Origin of the sequence: Sphingomonas sp. PvP018, assembly GCF_017876865.1 — a bacterium.
Taxonomy (GTDB): domain Bacteria; phylum Pseudomonadota; class Alphaproteobacteria; order Sphingomonadales; family Sphingomonadaceae; genus Sphingomonas; species Sphingomonas aerolata.
Window position 1 is genome coordinate 3889103 of the sequence record NZ_JAGIOU010000001.1, and the last position, 17729, is coordinate 3906831.

The window sequence follows — 17729 nt, forward strand, 5'->3', positions numbered from 1 at the left end:
CGGGAGTGGCTCTGGGTCTTTGCGATGCCGTCTTTCGAGCGGGAGTGAGCTGCAAGTTTCCAGCTGTGCAAGCGCTGAGGGGGTGCTCGAATGCGCGTAGGTGAGGCGACTGGCCTCCCTCCGAAATGTGATCTCTAGCTTTGGGTGTCGATGAAGCTACGCTGACCGTCATGGATCTGGTTTTTGGCTGGCGCACGGCTGTCCTCACGGTGGCAGCGGCAATTTTGCTTCCGCTGGCGGTCGGCTTGTCGGCGTCGTTTCACAACCGGCTGTCCGCGCGCGCGCTTGCTGCGCTGCTGATCGTCATGACCGGCGTCTTCGTGCCCTGGCTGATCGGGTTCGCCGGCTTTTATGATCGCTGGTGGTGGCTGACCTTCGCGCCCTTCTCGAACGCGCTGCTGGTCCCGCCGCTCCTCTATCTTCACGCTTATGCTCTAGTCACCGGCCGCTGGTCGCCCGCGGTCGGGCGGCATCTGCTTCCGGGCGCGATCCAGTTCGCCTATCAGACTGCCGCGTTCCTCCTGCCGACGCCACTGAAGCGTCACTGGGCGGATCTTGCTTTCACGACCGGCAATGCGATCGTCGCATCGCTGCTCGCGATCAGCTTCGTCGTCTATGGCGCGTGGACGATCCGGCTGTTGCACGACTACCGCGACGCTCTGTCGCAAAAGCGCAGCGACGACGCCCGGTTCGCGACGGCGTGGCTCAGCCGCACCGCCGTCGCCTATCCGCTGCTGGCGATCGTCTGGGCGGGCTGGCTGCTGGTCGATGCGGTGACGCCGCTCGGCTATAGGGGACTGATGCCGCTCTACGCCGCGATCGCGGGGTTCGCATTGTATCTCGGGATTGCAGGATGGCGGTATCTCGCGTTGCCGTTTCCGGCGCTCGACGCACTGGAGCATCCGGAGGGGCGATCACCCGCCGTTCGAAACTGGCAGGCGCAAGGGGAGGAATGGGCGACGCGGATCCGCGATAACGGGTGGTATCGCGACGACGCGCTGACGCTGCGGCGGCTGGCGAGCCTGCTTGGGACCAACGAGACCTATGTGTCGCGCGCACCCAATGAGGGGCTGGGCGTCGGCTTTTCGGACTTCGTCAACAGTCTGCGCTGCGAGGATGTGGCCGCGGCACTGGCGGCGGACGATTCCCGGCCGGTCTTGGCGATCGCGCTCGACGCCGGCTTCGCGTCGAAGGCGAGCTTCAACCGCGCCTTCCAGCGGCGCTATGGTCGCTCGCCGAGTGCGTATCGGGCGTCTCACAAACGATAAACCGCATGGCATGGGCGATGATGAGGCGACGCGTACGCGCTCAGCCATGCTTGAACGGGGTATCCACAACGTCGGAGCTGACATGATCGCATCGCCACCGTCCCGCCGCGCCGTGCTCGGTGGCCTCGGCGCCACCTTTGCCGCCTCGCCGCTGCTCGCCCGGACCTCATCCAGTCCGACGCTCCTCCGCGCCGCGGCGATGCGCGAGGACGTCGCGTTACTGCGCAGGGCATATACCGAGCTCCACCCCGGCATCCACCGTTACAATACGCCCCGGGAGATCGATGCCCGCTTCGCAGCGCTGGACCAGGCGGCGGCCATCCCCATGACGCTACGGGCGTTCTACCTCACGCTGTCGCGCTTTCTCGCGACCGTGCGCTGCGGCCATAGCTATGCCAATTTCTACAACCAGCGACGCGAGATCGCCGTCGCGTTGTTCGAAGCACCGGATCGGTTGCCGTTCAACTTCCTCTGGATCGGCGATGCGATGGTCGTCACGGCCGATCCATTCGCCACGGGGATCTCGCCGGGAAGCCGCATCCTGGCGGTCAACGGCCGATCCGCGAGCGCCATTCTCGCCGCGCTCATGCCGCTCGCGCGTGCGGATGGGCACAATGATGCCAAGCGTCGCCGCCTTCTCTCGGTCCAGGGCGACGACCGCTACGAGACCTTCGACATCTTCTTCTCGATGCTGTTCGGGCAGGAGCGCTATCAGCTGACGGTGGAAGACCCCTCCGGACGGCGACGTATCGCGACCGTTGCCGGCGTCTCGCTCGCGCAGCGCCGTACCACCGCGCACGCCGGCGTCGATGCGAGCGGCGACACGCCGGTCTGGACGATCGAGCGGCGCGGCGACGCCGCGCTTCTGTCGATGCCGAGCTGGGGTCTCTACGACAGTAAGTGGGATTGGCGCGGCTGGCTCGATCAGGCGGTCGACCGGCTGGTCGCCGAGCGGGTGCCGCGATTGGTCGTCGATCTGCGTGCGAACGAGGGGGGGCTCGACTGCGGTAACGCGCTCGCCGAACGGTTGGTGAACCGCGAGACGCCGTTCGAGGAGGTCCAGAGGCTCGTCCGCTACCGCACCGTGCCCGAGGACCTGCAGCCTGTGCTCGACACGTGGGACCGCAGTTTCGACCATCTGGGAGAGAATGCGACCAGGATCAGCGACCGGTTCCTCCGGCTCGATGCGCAAGGCGACCGGGTGGACCCGATCAGACCGCGCGGTACACGCTATGAGGGCGACGTGCGCGTTCTGATCGGCCCGCAAAACAGTTCGGCGACGTTCCAGTTCGCCGATTTCGTCCGCCGTAATCGCTTGGCAACGCTGATCGGTGAGACGACCGGCGGCAACCGGCGCGGGATCAACGGTGGCTGCTTCTACTTCGTGCGACTGCCTGCGACCGGGCTGGAAGCCGACCTGCCGCTGATCGGCCGGTTTCCGACGACCCCGCAACCCGACCGGGGTGTTAAGCCGGACATAGCAATCCCGATCACGCGGGCAGACATCGGAAAGGGCACGGATGGCCAGCTGATCCGCGCACTTGCGTGACGAATGGCGACGGCTCCGAGCGCCTGCGTCCGAGATGAACGAACGACCGGTGTTGGTAAGCCGGAACCACTGCGAATGTCCGGGTCTGGGGCACCGCTGTCGTAGTCGTCGCGAGGTCGACCAAGATAGAGGTCTTAGCTACCTTCATCAGCATGATTGCGAGATCCGATCAGACCGCCGATCTCTGCCTCGATCAGGACAGGACCGAACTCATCACCGAGGTGCTGAATGACGCCGCGCTAACTTACCGTGAGGGTGCCTTGCTGTGCTTCCGACGGACGGGCCGGGCGTTCCGATCGGGGAGAGACGCAAGCTCAAGCCGTTTCTAGAAGTCGCTGGACCAATTAGTGGGATAGCCGCCACCGCATTCGTACCCGACGCGCGTCCTAACCATGACGCTGAGAACTCGCTCACGGCTGAAATGGTCAGCCGGGTCGAAGGCGCAACGGAGCAAGCTCCAGCTTCAAATCCGGGCGGCTCTGGCAGGCAAGCGCGCGATTTTGTTTGACGTAATAAACAGTTTTCAATTTATGCAGCCGGAACTGGTCCGGCTGCTCGCTACGAGGGTGAGCAGTCACCTACCAGCATGCGCCATGAAAACCGAGAAGCGGTCAAACTTAGAACATGAATTAGCAGCGATTTGTGGGAAGCGGGTAGGCCGATCTGAGTGTCATCTATTGGGTCTTACCACCTGCAAAGCGGACCGGTAGCTAGCGCCCAGTGCCGGACGTTCAGAGTGGCTATACGGGCAACCCATAACGGCCATTCGTTAAGCGCCATCTCTCCCGTTTCTTGTCGCCGACAGGCCATTCGCGAATGCGCAATTGAGACAGACATTGGAAGTACGGCTGCGTCTACGGACGACTTCGCTAGGCTGCCAGCCGCATCCTGTTGCGGCCCTCGTTCTTTGCGAGATACAGCGCATCATCGGCTCGCCTCAGCAGCGCGTCGCACGTCTCCCCAGGCGCCATTTCAGCCACGCCAATGCTCACCGTGACGCCCGGCGTACCGCTGTCCGTTCCGATCGCATGACGCACCCGTTCGGCGACCTTGCTTGCCGCATCCGCTGCGGCATCCGGTAACACGATCACGAATTCTTCGCCGCCGAAGCGGCCGATCGTATCGCCGCTGCGCAGTTCCGCAGCAGCGCCTGCAGCCACCCTCTTTAGCACCTCGTCGCCTGTTTGATGCCCGTAGGTGTCATTGATGCGCTTGAAGTGATCAATATCGAACATCGCGACGGACATTGGGTGCCCGGTTTCGCGGGCGAGCAGCAACGTCTGCTCAAGAACGAAGCTGGTACGGCGCCGGTTTGCAATTCCGGTAAGCTGGTCCGTCTCGGCCAGAATTATCGCGTTGCGGGCGGCAGTCTCAGCACGAATGCGGGCCCGTTCCATCTCGGCTTCGTGCGCAACCTGGGTCGTTATGTCCTGGATAATGCCGAACAGGCCAACCGACTCATTGACGCCGTTTCGGTCAATCTCACCCTTCGAAAACACATGGCGTACCTCCCCGTCGGGGCGGACGATGCGAGCGGTGAATTCGAAACCTACGCAGTGTTCGAGGGAGCGCCCGATATGTGCCGAAACCGCATCCCTATCGTCAGGGTGATAGGCGTCTATCGCGGTGTCGAGTGACGGCGGAACGCGGTTCTCCACACCGTGAATGCGAAAGACTTCGTCCGACCATGTTATAAGCTGGGTCAACAAATCCAGGTGCCAATGACCCACGTGCGCCGCACCTTCGGCAAGCTCGAGCAACCGCAGCTTGTTCGCGTTGCTATCGATCAGCTGTTGTCTAGTCGCAAGCAAGGCGGCAATCGGCAGGGCAGCCGCGAACAGGGCCAGCAGATAGAATTGCAGAAAGATGCTACGTGCATACGCCTGACCATCAGCGATTGCCTGCGGATCAGAGCCGAAAATATGGGCCAATGAGCTGGCCGTGGCAACGATCAGCACACTTCCGGCGGCGCCAAACGGACCCATTCGCAACGCTGCCAGAAGGACTGCAAGCATCGGCAGGAAAAGCAGCGAGTAGTTGACCTGAGAGAAAGCGATTATCGACACGCTGGCCACGAGCAGAAATATCGCGATGGCTTGCGGGGCTGCTGCCAGGCCATCGCGAAACCTTTTGCGATAGAAGGCTCGGCCCGAGATCAGGATGAGCGGGGCAACGATTAGAATTCCCAGCAGATCAGTCGTGAACCACGAAAGCCAGAAGCTGATCCCGACAGCCGTTGTCGCGCAGGCGGCGATCGTCGCGCTCAACGCTGCCGCGGCCGCTGCGGCGATGCAGAACCAGACCAAGCCCTTTGGATCGGTGAATGAATCACGACGCCGCGTTCGGTTTCGTAAAAGCCATGCCGCAAATCCGGACTCGGACACGTTAGCGAGCGTGAAACCGATCGAAAGCAGGACGCCATTCCCGCCGCCGAGGTTGGCAGCGAGACTGGCCATTGCTGCGGCGCCTATGTGCCACACGATGCGATTCCGAGGTTCGACCAGTAAGGCTGCGAACAGAATGCCGCTGGGCGGCCACAGCATCGCGATCCCGTCAGCACCGCGGGTAAGGTAGAGGGACGCGAAGGCCGCCAGATAGTAACCAACGCCTGTGGCGATCGGTAGCGCTGCAAAACGTGTGAGCTCGGTTACACGGTGGGCTATTCGGTTCATGCGCAAAATGTAGGAGGCGACGGTTAACGGATCATAAGGACTGGTGTATTTTCAATCGGTTGTGAAGCCTGCTCCAAATTTGGCTCCATCGCCGATAGCGAGGTTCGGCCGGCGCCATGCGAAACAGAGCAGGCCGTCTGATCTGCGCACCCGCCCTTGGGGATGCCTACGCGGCGTTATGTGAAGATTGCGGCGCAGAACCCGCCCGCCGCGGATCTTCAGCGCCTCAAGCTGATCCAGGGCAGCGTGGGTTTGGCAAAGCGGGGCCACGACGGCCTCCAGCTTGTTTGCCCGAAATCTAGACAGCACGCTTGGGGCGGCGGTGCTAGGCACCGTGCCCAATGCCAGCCTCGCTCGCGGACACGCTGGGGCGCTGCAACAGATTTAGCAGATGCTCGTGGACCAGGGGTCGGCGGCAAGCGCAGTGACGAGCCGGGCAGGGCAAGCGCACGGCTAGCCCCTGACGTTCCAAGGCATCCTTATGATCGCAGGCGTCACGCTGGCGTTCTCGGTGTTCGTACGGCAAGCGACGAAGGAGCACGTGGCGCCAACCTAAACCGATGTCTGAGCGCAAGCAGCTGAAGCAGCGGCATCAAAGTCTGCCTGTGGGTCAACATCGCAAAGGCGCGCGGCAAATTCCGCCCAGGCCTATTCCCCCCAACGCTACCGCTCAAACAGACGCCTCAAGAATACGGTTTCCACCTCGCGCCGCAGATCGTTGTTCGGCTTTTTCAGAAAGCCGTGCCCTTCGTCGGCGAACACCACATACCAAGTGTCGTTGCCGTTTGCGCGCAGGCGCGCCACGATCTGGTCCGATTCTGATTGGGGCACACGCGGGTCATTGGCGCCCTGCATCACCAGCATCGGCTTTGTGATCCGCGCGACATTCGTGAACGGTGACACCCGCGTTAGTACCGCGCGCATCGCCGGATCGCGCTCGTCGCCATATTCTGCGCGGCGATTGTCGCGACGATAGGCCTCGGTGTTCTGGAGGAACGTGTTCCAGTTGCTGATCCCGTAGCGCTCGACCCCGCCGACCAGCCGGTCCGAATAATCCGTCATGACGGCAAGGCTCATATAGCCGCCATAGGACTGACCATAAACCGCGACACGACCTGCATCGAGGCCCGGCTGCGTGTCGATCCAGTCGAGCAGGGCGCCGATATCCTTTACCGAGTCCTCGCGCTTCACGCCATTGTCGAGGTTGAGGTAGCGCTTGCCATAGCCGTCGCTGCCGCGGACGTTGGGAAGGATCACCGTCGCCTTCAACACATCGGCAAAATATTGCGCGCCATAGTTCCAGATCGGGCGCGTCTGCGCCTCCGGGCCCCCATGGATGTCGATAATTACCGGCGTCCGCGTGCCTGCCGGCAAGCCCTTGGGCCGATAGACGAAAGCCGGGACAGACAGGCCGTCGAAGGACTTGAAGCGTACGAGCTCGGGCTCGGCAAGCGTGGCGGGATCGAGTTCGCCCAGCTCCGACACGGTCCAGCGTGTCAGGCCGCCTCCGGTCACGCCCCAGCTCCAGACGTCACCGGCAGAAGTGGCCGAGGTCAGGCCAATCGCCAGATTCCTGCCGTCGGGCGAAAATCTGAGCGCGGTCAGGACACCGCGCGGCAGCACCGGCTGCGGTAGCGCGCGGCGGGTGACCCGATCCTGCACCACCACGCGCGAGAAGCCGTCCTCGTTCACGGAATAGGCGAGCACGCGCCCGTCATCCGTCAGGTCAAAGCTCTCGACGTCCCATTTCAGGTCCGGCGTCAGGACCGTCTGCGCGCCGCTGGCGATATCGATCTCGACCAGTCGGCGCGTGTCGCTGCCGGAATCGGAGATGGCGATCAGCTTTCGTCCGCCCGGCAGATAGCGTGGGTCGGCATAGACGGCAGCGTCAGCCTTCGGCGCGATGCGGCCCGCCTTGCCAGTCTTGAGATCCAGCTCGAACAACTGGTCCTCACGGTTGGAAAGGCTGCGCACAAATATCAACCGTGCGGAGTCGGGCGCGATATCGGCGGGCGCCACCGCGCCGTCGGACTGGTAAAGCGAGCGCGGGTTGCCGCCCGCCTTTGGGTCGACCCCCAGGATTGCATAACCGGCGCTTCCCTTGGTCGCCCGCGCCCATGCCATCAGCGCGCCATCCTTGCTGAAAACCGGCGACTGGTTGCGGGTGCCGGCTTCGGTCACCGGCGTGGCTACACCGGTGAGGCCGCGCGTATAAAGTTGAAACCACTCGTCCCCGCCCGTGTCGTGCGTCATCACGAAACGATCGCTGCGGGGGATCGTCGTCGCGGCGGCAATCGGCTCGGCACCAAACGTGATCTGTGTGCGTGCGCCACCAGGGGTTGCGACGTGATGCAATTGCTGCGTCGCGCCAAAGCGCGTGGCGATCAGCATCGAGCCGTCCGGCAGCCAATCCTCGAATTGCGCCGCCCGGCTATTCTGATAGCGCTGCACCGCCTCGCGCACCTCAACGGGGATACTGGGCACGCCAGAGAGCGTGGCGCTGCCGACCTGCTGCGTCGGCACGGTCTGCGCTGCGGTTCCGGTAGCGAGCGCGAACAGCGCGACGGTGGCGACGAGAGGCTTGATCATTCGGCGGTTGTCGGTCGCCGGGCACCGTTAGGTCAAGGGCGGGTACAGCGGGTCCTCCGAATTGCTAGCGGGCTCGCGTGATCGACATCGTGATTTATCGCGCCGATGCCATCCTCAGCCGATCGGCGAACATCTCGCGTCCATCGCAGGGAGTGTGATTCACGTCTCAACAGTAAAACGCTCGGTGATCGCAAGCTTCGTCTATAACTTGAGCCCAAAAAATGATCTTTATGGCAGTTCCAGCCGCTTCTCGACGCAAGCCGATACAGTTACCTGCTAACTTCAATATCGATGGAATGCGTAGCCATGGCCTCGCTTCTCCTCAATATATCTAGGACGCCCATGCTGCTTGAAGCAATGTGACCCAATGCAAGCTTTGACGGCAGAACCACGCTTAAGACGAGGCACATTAACGTGCCGCCTTCGCTTACCGCTTAGGAGTGTCCAGGCGGGTCGTGACCGGACCGACGATGGCGCGAATAGCCGAGCGAGACTCAATGTTCGGTAAGCCTGGAGGTGGGCATTGGCGTCGGTACCGGATGGGCGACCGGTGCCAACTTCTATTTCAGCACATAGCGCGGTATCATTCTGCATGGCTCGTGCGCAAAAGCTGAAGGTTTACAGGACGGTCGCTGGCTTCAATGATGCCTATGTCGCTGCAACGAGTCAGAAGGCTGCCCTCGAGGCTTGGGGCAGCGAGCGAGACCTGTTCGCGCGAGGCATAGCTGAGCTCGTCACAGACCCCGCGCTGACCGCAGAGCCTTTGGCCTCGCCAGGCGTTGTCGTGAAGCATTCTCGGGGCACGACTGCGGAGCAGATCAAGGCAATGCCGTCCCCCGAACCGCGGACAGCGCGGCGAGATGTTTCGGGTCGTCCCGAAGAGCCCAAACAGCCGCAAAAACCGAAGCCTGCACCGAAACCGAAACCGAAGCCGAGCAGCGCGAAGCTCGAGGCGGCGGAAGCTGCGCTTGAAACGGTGACGGCCGACTACGACGGCAGGATGAAGGGGTTGGCGGACCGGGAGGCCAAGCTGGCCCGCGATCGACGTGAGCTTGAAGAGCAACACCGCGCAGACGTCGGCGCGGCAGAGGCTGCAGTCGAAGCCGAGCGTCAACGATATGACGCCGCGATGCGACAATGGCGAAAGGGAAAAAGCGACACTTAAGTTGCAGCTGCCTACGGGCATGGTCTATCCCGCTCACAGCGTCCTGTGTCGCGACGCTGCTATTCATGGTTACCGCTTCGCTAACCCTCAATATCCGGAACGATCATCCTTCGACACGGCTTCTAGATCCGTGAGCAACCGAACTGTCGACAGGAATCATCATGAGCACGACCCTCGTATCAGCCGTTTTCGACAATCACGCCGATGCAGAGCGCGCCGTTTCAGAGCTGCGCGCTGCGGGCATTAGCGACAGCGCGATTTCGGTCGTGGCGCAGCACAATGGCAAGAACACGACCACAGACGGCAACGGCGACACGCAGGAGTTTGTCGGCAAGGTCGCAGCCGGCGCTGGTATCGGGACCCTGCTCGGTATCGCGGCGCTCGCAATACCCGGCGTCGGCCCTCTCGTTGCAGCGGGCGCGATCGCGTCGGCAGCGATCCCCGGTGCAGCCGTCGTCGGTGCGGCGCTCGGTGGCGCCGTCGGGGGGCTGGAAAAAGTCATGACGGACCATGGCGTCAGCCGGGTCGATGCCAGCTATTATGAGGGGCGCATCAACGAAGGTGGCGTATTCGTGTCGGTCGATACAGCCGGGGCAGGGGTCGCTCCCGAGGATGCAGCCGATGTGCTGTATCGCTCCGGCGGTCACACATCGACGCGTGCCAAGGTCGCGTCGGCGTAATCCGCTCTGCTTTGCTGGCTCTAAAAAGCGGGGCGTTCCGAAGGGGGCGCCCCGTCTCGGCATTGGACAGCATCGAAGGCGAGCATCGCGGTGCCTGAGCCGAAGCCGTGTGCGCATCCCGCCATTTGCCAATGTGACCAGGCCCGCTACAGGCCGCCCCGCAATGGCGCATGTCAGGACCTCATGATGATCAGTACACCCCGCTCGATCGACGACCGCATCGCAGAGGTGGCCACGCACGGGGACGCGGCCTGGTTCGACAATAATCCTGATCGACGCATCCGGATACGCCAAGCCGTTGCAGGGGAGTTCGCCGAAAATATCGGACAGCCGCCTGTCGGAATGCGGTGGTTCGTACTCGTCCTCGAGGCGCAGCCCGGTGCTCGTCTTCGTCAGCCCATTGCCTTGTCGATCGGGTTTGACATCAGCGGTTTGGACGATGGCGCGCTGTTCAGTCTGTTCAAACAGGCGTCCCCTGTGGAAGCACGAGATCTGCTGAGCAAGCTCCGCGCGGCGAAGCTACCAGGGATCACGAAGCCGGCGAGCTAATGGTATCCCAGAGCTCGACGATCTTCTCGCGGGCAGAGGCCTTCCCAAGGAGCGCTTGGGGTAGAGCCGGTCCACCGCGACGTTCACGAGGGCGTCGGCCGGGGAAGGGCATCGAGCGCTGCCGATACCTGCAGGCGCAAATCGTCGTCCCGGGAAATCTCGAGCATCGCGCTGAGGCTGTTGCGGGCGCCGGCAACATCTCCCGCGACCAGCTGAAGTCTGGCTCGCTCCCACCAACCATGGGCGTGCGTGGGCGCCACGATCGTCATGCGATCGTACACGACTAGCGCGCGCGCGGTATGGCCGGCCTGCTCGGCACGGGTCGCCTGGTTGAGCAGCAGTCGAACAAGCGCCGATCGGTTCGACAGGGGCAGCATACCGTCGGAAAACCGCGTCTGGCCCGTCATCTGCTCCAACAAGGCTTTCACCTGTTCGGGGGCGACGATGCGACCGTCATTGAAGGGATCGATGATCAGCGCATCCGGTGCGTCGCCAAGGCGGACCAGGACGTGACCGGGGGTGTTGAGCGGCATCGCCGACCATCCAAGGCGTCGGGCCATTGCCACATAGAGGATCGACAGACTGATCGGCAGACCGAGCCGTCGATCGACGACAGCGATCAGGTCCGCGTTCTGGGGATCGTCGTAGTGCGTGCGGTCGCCGGAGAATCCGAATTCGTCGACCATCACGCTGCTCAAGGTCTGGGCCTGAGCGACTCTCCCTGCTGCGTCGCCGTCCGCAGCGCGCAGGGCCAATTCTATGCCAGTGAGCTCGTCGATATAGTCGTCTAGATCGATACCGGGATGATCGAGCGCTGCGAGTTCCAGGGCGGCCAGATCGAGCTCGATCTCCCCGTCTTCCATGAGCCCGAGATGAAGAATGCTATTGGTCATGCGACGTTAGATGGGGGCTGTTCCGATCGTTCCTATGCCCGACTTGACTGCCGGCATGATCAGCCGAGCGACAACCGGATCGGCGTCGAGGATGAACACGCCGCCACCGATCGGACTGGCGTGAAGGCTGCGCTGAACCGAACGAAACTTACCCCGGAGCCGGCGCGTTGCGGCCGTGCCGGAGCAGTCTGCTTCGCAGCCATTTGCTTAGCGAGGATACTATCATGGGCCTGTTTTCCAAGGACATCGTGACGTTCGACGACCTGTTCCTGCACCAGTTGCAGGATGTGTATTACGCGGAAAACCAGATCACCAAGGCGCTGCCGAAGATGGTGGCCAAGGCAACGGCGCCAGCCCTGAAGCAGGGTTTCGAAACCCATTTGCGTGAGACGGAAGGGCAGATCACGCGCCTCGAGCGGATCTTTGACCTGCTGGGCGAGAAGGCGAAGGCCGTGACCTGCCCGGCGATCGACGGCATCATCAAAGAGGCCAACGAAGTCGCCGGCGAGATCGAGGACAAAGCCGTTCTGGATGCCGCGCTGATCGCGTCGGCACAGGCTGTCGAGCATTACGAGATCACGCGCTATGGTACGCTGATCGCTTGGGCGAACCAGCTCGGCCGCGCCAATATTGCCGCGATCCTGAAAGAAACGCTCGATGAGGAATATGCGACCGACGACAAGTTGACCGCGATGGCAACGTCGAGCGTGAACGTCAAAGCGGAAGCGGTCACCGCATAAGCGTTTCGGTGTCGGGGGGCCAATGCCCCCCGACCATATCTAGTCCATGAAAGGCACGTTCGATGGCTGATGATATCGCGTTCACGCTTCCCGAAGCCTTGCGTGCGCAAAAACACATGCGTGATGCACTGGGCCTGGGTGAGGAACGGTTCCCGGTCCCCGCCTTCATCAACATGGTAAGCGACGAGATCGAGCAGCTGCGCAACGCCGGGAAGACCAATGGCGAAATCGCCGCGCTTGTTGAAGAGTCGAGCGGTCATGCCCTCACCGAAGCGGATATCGCGCGCTATTATACGCCGGCCGAAGACCGGCGTTCCAACGAGCACTGAAACTGCCCCGACCAGCTCGGGAATTGTGCCTCTTGTTGAGGGCAGGGGACACAGATTTGCTGTCCTGAACAAGACCGTCACTTCCAGCGTCGAGCGTCCTACCGGTCCTGATACTGTGATCTACGCGTGGGTGGGTGATCATGAGCGCCGGCGATGCGGCCCATCTCAGGGCGATACGCCATAGGCTGCGAACTCGTCGGCGGGTGCGCTTCGCGGTGAACATGCCGCCCTTTAACGTGACACGGCGGCGATATTCGATGCCCGCGACTGTTCTGGCGATATCGTTCTTGCGGCAACAGGATCGTTTCCACCGTGCGCGTATGCAGTGGATAGGGGACGGCGTACGGCGCATCACGGTCGCGCCCGGCGTCGCGGGTGAAATCAGCACGATAGCCGATCGCCATCCCGCCGGTTGGATACCAGTCTGAGGTCCAGTTCATGCGCGCGTTACCCGTCATCGAAAGGCGTCGCTCGCCCGTCTTCGGATCGAAGCTGCCGGCGGTCGAATCGACATCGACAAAGTCGGATTCGCTCTTCCAATAGTCTCGCAACGCCCGGTCGCGCGCATCGCCGACCAGCCAGTGCTGGTGATCATGGCGAAGATGATCAGGTCGCACCCCTTGCCGGAACTGGTATCCGATGGGAGGCAGGCTCAAGACCTATCCGGGCTATCCGCATGACACGCCGACGTCATCAACGCCGACATGCTGGCGTTCATCCGCGGATGAGCGACGGGCGCAGGCGGGATACGTATCGCGCCTGCCGGCCCTCTACCGAAACAGGTCGATGCCGGCGATGGCCATATGCGTCCTGGGGGATGCAAGACCGATGAAGGTCATGCGGACGTAGACGGCGTCAACCTTCGTGTCGAAGACGATGCGTTGCGGCGAGAGCGCGTTGGCGATGTTCGAGAACTCGTCGGCGGCGGCCTTGGCCCATGTCTTCCCGTCGAGGCTTGTCTCGACAAGGAACCGTTTCGGTGGCGCGGTATCCGTCATCACCGCGCGCGAGGGCGTCAGGATGAAGCCAGCCAAGTGCTGAGGCGTGGTCAATTTGAATGTGACGGTCGGCCGATCCGCAGTCGACGCGACCGGAACCTGCCAGACTGTGTTCGAATCATTGTCGAGCACGGCGGCCGCCGTCTGTCCCGATGCCGAGACGATCGATATCTCGGAGGGCTGCAGCACATCGCGGCTACGCGCGGCGGGCAGCGCCACCGCGATCGGCGCGATCTGGCGGAACAGCGCGATCTCGCTGATCGCCGGACACGCCTGTGCGGCGACGATCCGCAGGCGCAGCCGTCGTGCGACGACGGGCGCGGGCAGGCGGACGACACGCTGTGCGGCGATGCACGTGCCCGATGCGATCTCCGACCACCCCTTGCCGCGATCGACGTCGATCGCAAAGCGGTCGACGCGGACACCCAGCGGCAGGAACTCCCGGATCCGGACGAGATCGAAGCTGCGGCCGGGCGGAAGGTCGAGGACAAGGGTCGGCGTATGGACGGCGTCGGGGCTCGACCAATAGCTTGCGGGATTGCGATCGAGCACATTGGCCGCCGCAAAGCCCGGCCCGCGAACGTGATCGGCCGACGCGAGCGCGCCGGTCGCACGATTGTCCGCGAACGTCGCGCGCTGCGCGGTACCAAATGACTGCAGAATGGCGACGTCGGGATCGGCCAGACGCCCGCGCCGGTCGGGTGGCAGATTCAGGATCAGATTGGTGCCGCGCGCGATCGATTCGTCGAACAATTGCAGCATCCGCTTGGGATCCTTGACCTTAGCGTCCTCGTCGGCGTGGTAGAACCAGCCCGGGCGGATCGAGGTGTTGGTTTCGGCGGGCCACCATAAGGGGCCGTTGCGAAGACCGGCATTGCCGTCCGCCTGACTCGGTTTGCGGTTGGCCATAGTCGGCCAGCACGGATCGCCGGCGACACCATCCTCGTTGCCGACCCACCGCACGTCGGACCCCAGCGGTTCGAAGGTGCAGGCCATGGGCTGATGCTGATGCACCAGGGCGAAGATCGACGGCCAGTTATAATAGGTCTCGGAGTCGATCTTCCGTGTCTCGCGGGCGCCGCCATAATAGCCGTCGCCGCCGTTGGCGCCGTCGAACCAGAACTCAAACAGCTGGCCGTAGCGCGTACAAAGTTCGACGATCTGTTTGCGGTAATAGTCGAGATAGCCGGGGCGGCCATATTCGGCGTGATTGCGGTCCCAGGGTGACAGATAAAGGCCGAAGTCTAGGCCGGCGCGCCTAGCCGCTTGCTCGAATTCGCGGACCACATCGCCTTTACCATCACGAAACGGGCTGTTCCTGACGCAATGCTCGGTCAGCATCGTCGGCCACAGACAGAATCCGTCATGATGCTTGGCGGTAAGCACGATCCCGCGCAGGCCGCCGGCCTTGGCCGCTCCGACGATCTGATCCGCCGAGAAGTCGGTTGGTGCGAACAATTTGGGGTCTTCGTCGCCATAACCCCATTCGCGATCGGTGAAGGTGTTGATCGAAAAATGGACAAAGGCATATTGCTCGCGCGCGTGCCAGGCGAGCTGGCGCGGGGAGGGGGTTGCTCCCCAGGACGCGGGTGAAGTTCCGGGCGATGGCTTGCGCGCCCAGCCGCTCGAGGACGCTGTCGATGCCAGGCCGGAGGCGAGCCCCGAGGCAAGCATAGCGCGGCGGGTGATGATCGACATGGGGACTCCTGGAACGTTTCGGGTCATGTGGCATCGCTCTCGCGCGGCGTGCTGGTGGCGGCGCCCGGAGCGGTTCTGCGTAGCGCGACGTCGTAGCGTCGGCCCTTCACAGTCTCGAACGTGATAGACTGTGCATCCTGCTCGAACCGGACGATCGTCCCCCGGTGAACAATCTTGAGCGGTTCGAACCCTGACGGCAATCGGACCGAAAGGCGCGTGTCGCCGGCAATTACCGTCGCGTCGACATGGCCATCGCTCCACGCGATCGCAACCTCGTGACCGCCCCGCGCGCGGAGCCCGACGACGCGACCGCTGGTCCATTGCGGGGGGACCGCAGGCAGCAGCGCGATCTCGGTTTCGCGGCTCTGTAGCAGCATCTCCGCGATCGCCGCGGTGATGCCCAGATTGCCATCGATCTGGAACACGGGCCGTGGCTTTGCCGGATGCGTGTCGAGCAGGTTCGCTGCGACGCTGTTGGCGATGAACGCGGAAAGCGATCGCCCGGCCTGCGCGCCGTCTCCCAGCCGGGCCCAGACCGCGGTCGCCCAGGCACGGCTCCAGCCCGTGCTGGCACCGCCATGTGCCTCGCGGCGTGCGATCGACGTGCGCGCAGCCCGGGCGAGCGCGGGCGTCCGGACGGGGTCGATCGCATCGCCGGGATAGAGCGGATAGAGATGCGAGATGTGTCGGTGGCCCGGGTCCTGCTCGGCGAAGTCGGTCGCCCATTCCTGAAGTTGGCCATATTGGCCGGTGCGGTAGGGCTCGAGTTGCTTCAGCAACCCGGCGAGGCGCACTGTGAGCCCGTCGACATCACCGATTACTGCCATGGCCGCGATGCAGTTCGTGAACAGTTCGCGGATCAGCGCGAGGTCCATCGTGCAGCCTGCCGATATTGCGGCGGACTTGCCGGTCGCGGTCAGAAACAGGTTCTCAGGCGAGATCGACGGGGCGGTCGTGAGATGGCCGCTTCGCGGATCGCGAACCAGCCAGGCTGCACAGAATTCGGCGCAGCCCCGCATCAATGCAAAGCCGCGCGTCTTGAGGAAGTCGCGATCGCCGCTGAAGCGGTAATGATCCCAGACGTGCTGTACTAGCCATGGGCCCGCCATTGGCCAGTTCGCCCAATTCGGATCGCCGACGCCCGCGCCGACGGGGTTGCTCATCGCCCACAAATCGCTGTTATGATGCACACACCAGCCCGGCATTCCGTAGAATTGCCGCGCGGTGCGCGCGCCGGTGACCGCGAGCCGCTCGATGTGATCGATCAGCGGAAAATGGCAGTCTGCGAGATTGCAGGTCTCGGCGGCCCAATAGTTCATCTGGAGATTGATGTTGGTGGTGTAGTTCGAGCTCCAGGGTGGGCGCACCGCGGCATTCCACACGCCCTGAAGATTGGCGGGCATCGTATCGGCACGGGAACTGGCGATGAGGAGATAGCGGCCGAGCTGGAACAGGCGTTCGGCACGGGGTGTATCGCCGTCCCCGATCGTGCCGTTGAGTTCGAGCGAGGCGCGGCGGTAGAGCGCCTGATGATCGCTGACGTGACGCTTAACTAGTGTCGTATAGTCATGACGTCTGGCAGCCGCGAGATCGCGTTCGGCCAAGGCGCGGACTGCCGTGATCGGTGTGTCGGGCGCGAGGTCGAAGCGGCGAAACCCTGTGGCGGCGGCGATGCGGACGATCGCGGTTGTGGCGCCGCGGATGTGCAGCGCGCCCTCCGACGCGGTGATTGCGCCGCCATCGGTTTCGACCGACAGGATCGTCGCGAACGCCATGCCCCGACCAGGGCTATCCGAATATCGAATGGGATCGGGGACATCGCGGTAATCGGGCTCGCTCTGCGTGGGCGCCTTGCCGAGCAGGGTGATCTGGTTGCTGCCTGATTGTGCGGTAGCCGTCGCCGTCGCGCGCAGCTTGCTCGTCAGCATCAGGCGGCAATTGATCATGCCGCGTCGATCCGCGGTAAGCCGCAGCACGATCACGCCATCGGGGTGCGAGGCGAACAGGTCGCGGCCGAAGCCTGTCCCGCCAGAGCGATACGTGACGGATGCAACCGCGCGATCGAGGTCGAGCATCCGGCGATAGTCCTGCGGGGCTTCGCGATGGTCCATCTCGAGGTGGAGATCCGCCATCGGTGCATAGCTCGCACTGAACGGCCCCTGGAGAGCATGGCTCAGTTGATCGGCACTGATCGGATCATCGGCGAACACGGCGCGGCGAACTGCAGCGAGTGCGTCCCGGTTGCGAGGATCGGCATGGTCTCGATCGACGCCCGCCTGCCCGGGGTTGACGTCGGGCTGGCCGCTCCACAATGTATCGTGATTGAGCGACAATATGTCGCGTACGACCCCGCCGCCCATCATCGCGGCGAGCCGGCCGTTACCCACGGGGTGCCCGAGCAGCCACTCGCTCGCGGGCTCGGTCGCCGCAATCTGGTGGCGCTCGTCCGCACCGGGGGCGCTGGCTTCGGCGGCGCTCAGCCCCGTGAAGAGCCCGGCGAACATGGAACCGGTCCCTGCTGCCATGACGCGGCGACGTGATACGCTGGCGAATGCGTCGGCGACGCCCGGTGGTTGACCCGTCATGCTTTCCCTTCCCG

General features: G+C 63.4%; 13 protein-coding genes. 7 read left to right on the forward strand and 6 right to left on the reverse strand.

Annotated elements, in window-relative coordinates; translation table 11 throughout:
• The first annotated feature begins 170 nt into the window (after positions 1-170).
• Together J3A66_RS17555 and J3A66_RS17560 are read left to right on the forward strand one after the other, a co-directional pair.
• On the forward strand, positions 171-1268 hold the full coding sequence (locus J3A66_RS17555) for an AraC family transcriptional regulator (protein ID WP_209570234.1): 1098 nt from the start codon (positions 171-173) through the stop codon (positions 1266-1268).
• 82 nt (positions 1269-1350) lie between these two features.
• Positions 1351-2817: a S41 family peptidase gene (locus tag J3A66_RS17560; protein ID WP_209570235.1), complete on the forward strand. Its 1467-nt coding sequence runs from the start codon at positions 1351-1353 to the stop codon at positions 2815-2817.
• Between the two features lie 869 nt (positions 2818-3686).
• On the opposite strand, the gene J3A66_RS17565 is transcribed toward J3A66_RS17560, so the two are convergent.
• The gene (locus tag J3A66_RS17565) at positions 3687-5489 is read right to left on the reverse strand and encodes a sensor domain-containing diguanylate cyclase (RefSeq protein ID WP_209570236.1); all 1803 of its coding nucleotides are present in this window, start codon (positions 5487-5489) and stop codon (positions 3687-3689) included.
• A 663-nt stretch (positions 5490-6152) separates the two neighbouring features.
• Positions 6153-8078, reverse strand: coding sequence for an alpha/beta fold hydrolase (locus J3A66_RS17570; protein WP_209570237.1), 1926 nt, complete (start codon positions 8076-8078; stop codon positions 6153-6155).
• 592 nt (positions 8079-8670) lie between these two features.
• On the opposite strand from J3A66_RS17570, the gene J3A66_RS17575 reads away from it, so the two are divergent.
• The 3 genes from J3A66_RS17575 to J3A66_RS17585 all read left to right on the forward strand — a co-directional run bounded on the left by J3A66_RS17575 (position 8671) and on the right by J3A66_RS17585 (position 10472).
• Complete coding sequence (locus tag J3A66_RS17575; protein ID WP_209570238.1) at positions 8671-9243, forward strand: hypothetical protein; 573 nt, start codon at positions 8671-8673, stop codon at positions 9241-9243.
• A 161-nt stretch (positions 9244-9404) separates the two neighbouring features.
• The gene (locus tag J3A66_RS17580; RefSeq protein ID WP_052149332.1) at positions 9405-9923 is read left to right on the forward strand and encodes a general stress protein; all 519 of its coding nucleotides are present in this window, start codon (positions 9405-9407) and stop codon (positions 9921-9923) included.
• A gap of 186 nt (positions 9924-10109) precedes the next feature.
• Positions 10110-10472, forward strand: coding sequence for a hypothetical protein (locus J3A66_RS17585; protein WP_209570239.1), 363 nt, complete (start codon positions 10110-10112; stop codon positions 10470-10472).
• Between the two features lie 83 nt (positions 10473-10555).
• Here J3A66_RS17585 and J3A66_RS17590 read toward each other — a convergent pair whose 3' ends face one another.
• On the reverse strand, positions 10556-11365 hold the full coding sequence (locus J3A66_RS17590; RefSeq protein ID WP_209570240.1) for a transglutaminase-like domain-containing protein: 810 nt from the start codon (positions 11363-11365) through the stop codon (positions 10556-10558).
• A gap of 224 nt (positions 11366-11589) precedes the next feature.
• On the opposite strand from J3A66_RS17590, the gene J3A66_RS17595 reads away from it, so the two are divergent.
• Positions 11590-12105 (forward strand): ferritin-like domain-containing protein, encoded by a 516-nt coding sequence (locus tag J3A66_RS17595; RefSeq protein ID WP_209570241.1) that lies wholly within the window; start codon positions 11590-11592, stop codon positions 12103-12105.
• A 62-nt stretch (positions 12106-12167) separates the two neighbouring features.
• On the forward strand, positions 12168-12434 hold the full coding sequence (locus tag J3A66_RS17600) for a hypothetical protein (RefSeq protein ID WP_031439200.1): 267 nt from the start codon (positions 12168-12170) through the stop codon (positions 12432-12434).
• A 98-nt stretch (positions 12435-12532) separates the two neighbouring features.
• Here J3A66_RS17600 and J3A66_RS17605 read toward each other — a convergent pair whose 3' ends face one another.
• The 3 genes from J3A66_RS17605 to J3A66_RS17615 all read right to left on the reverse strand — a co-directional run bounded on the left by J3A66_RS17605 (position 12533) and on the right by J3A66_RS17615 (position 17715).
• Entirely contained in the window at positions 12533-13090 is a 558-nt protein-coding gene (locus tag J3A66_RS17605; protein WP_209570242.1) for a hypothetical protein, read from the reverse strand.
• Positions 13091-13204: 114 nt separating this feature from the next.
• Positions 13205-15130, reverse strand: coding sequence for an alpha-L-fucosidase (locus tag J3A66_RS17610; protein ID WP_209570243.1), 1926 nt, complete (start codon positions 15128-15130; stop codon positions 13205-13207).
• A 23-nt stretch (positions 15131-15153) separates the two neighbouring features.
• The gene (locus J3A66_RS17615) at positions 15154-17715 is read right to left on the reverse strand and encodes a glycoside hydrolase family 95 protein (RefSeq protein ID WP_209570244.1); all 2562 of its coding nucleotides are present in this window, start codon (positions 17713-17715) and stop codon (positions 15154-15156) included.
• Positions 17716-17729 lie beyond the last annotated feature (14 nt).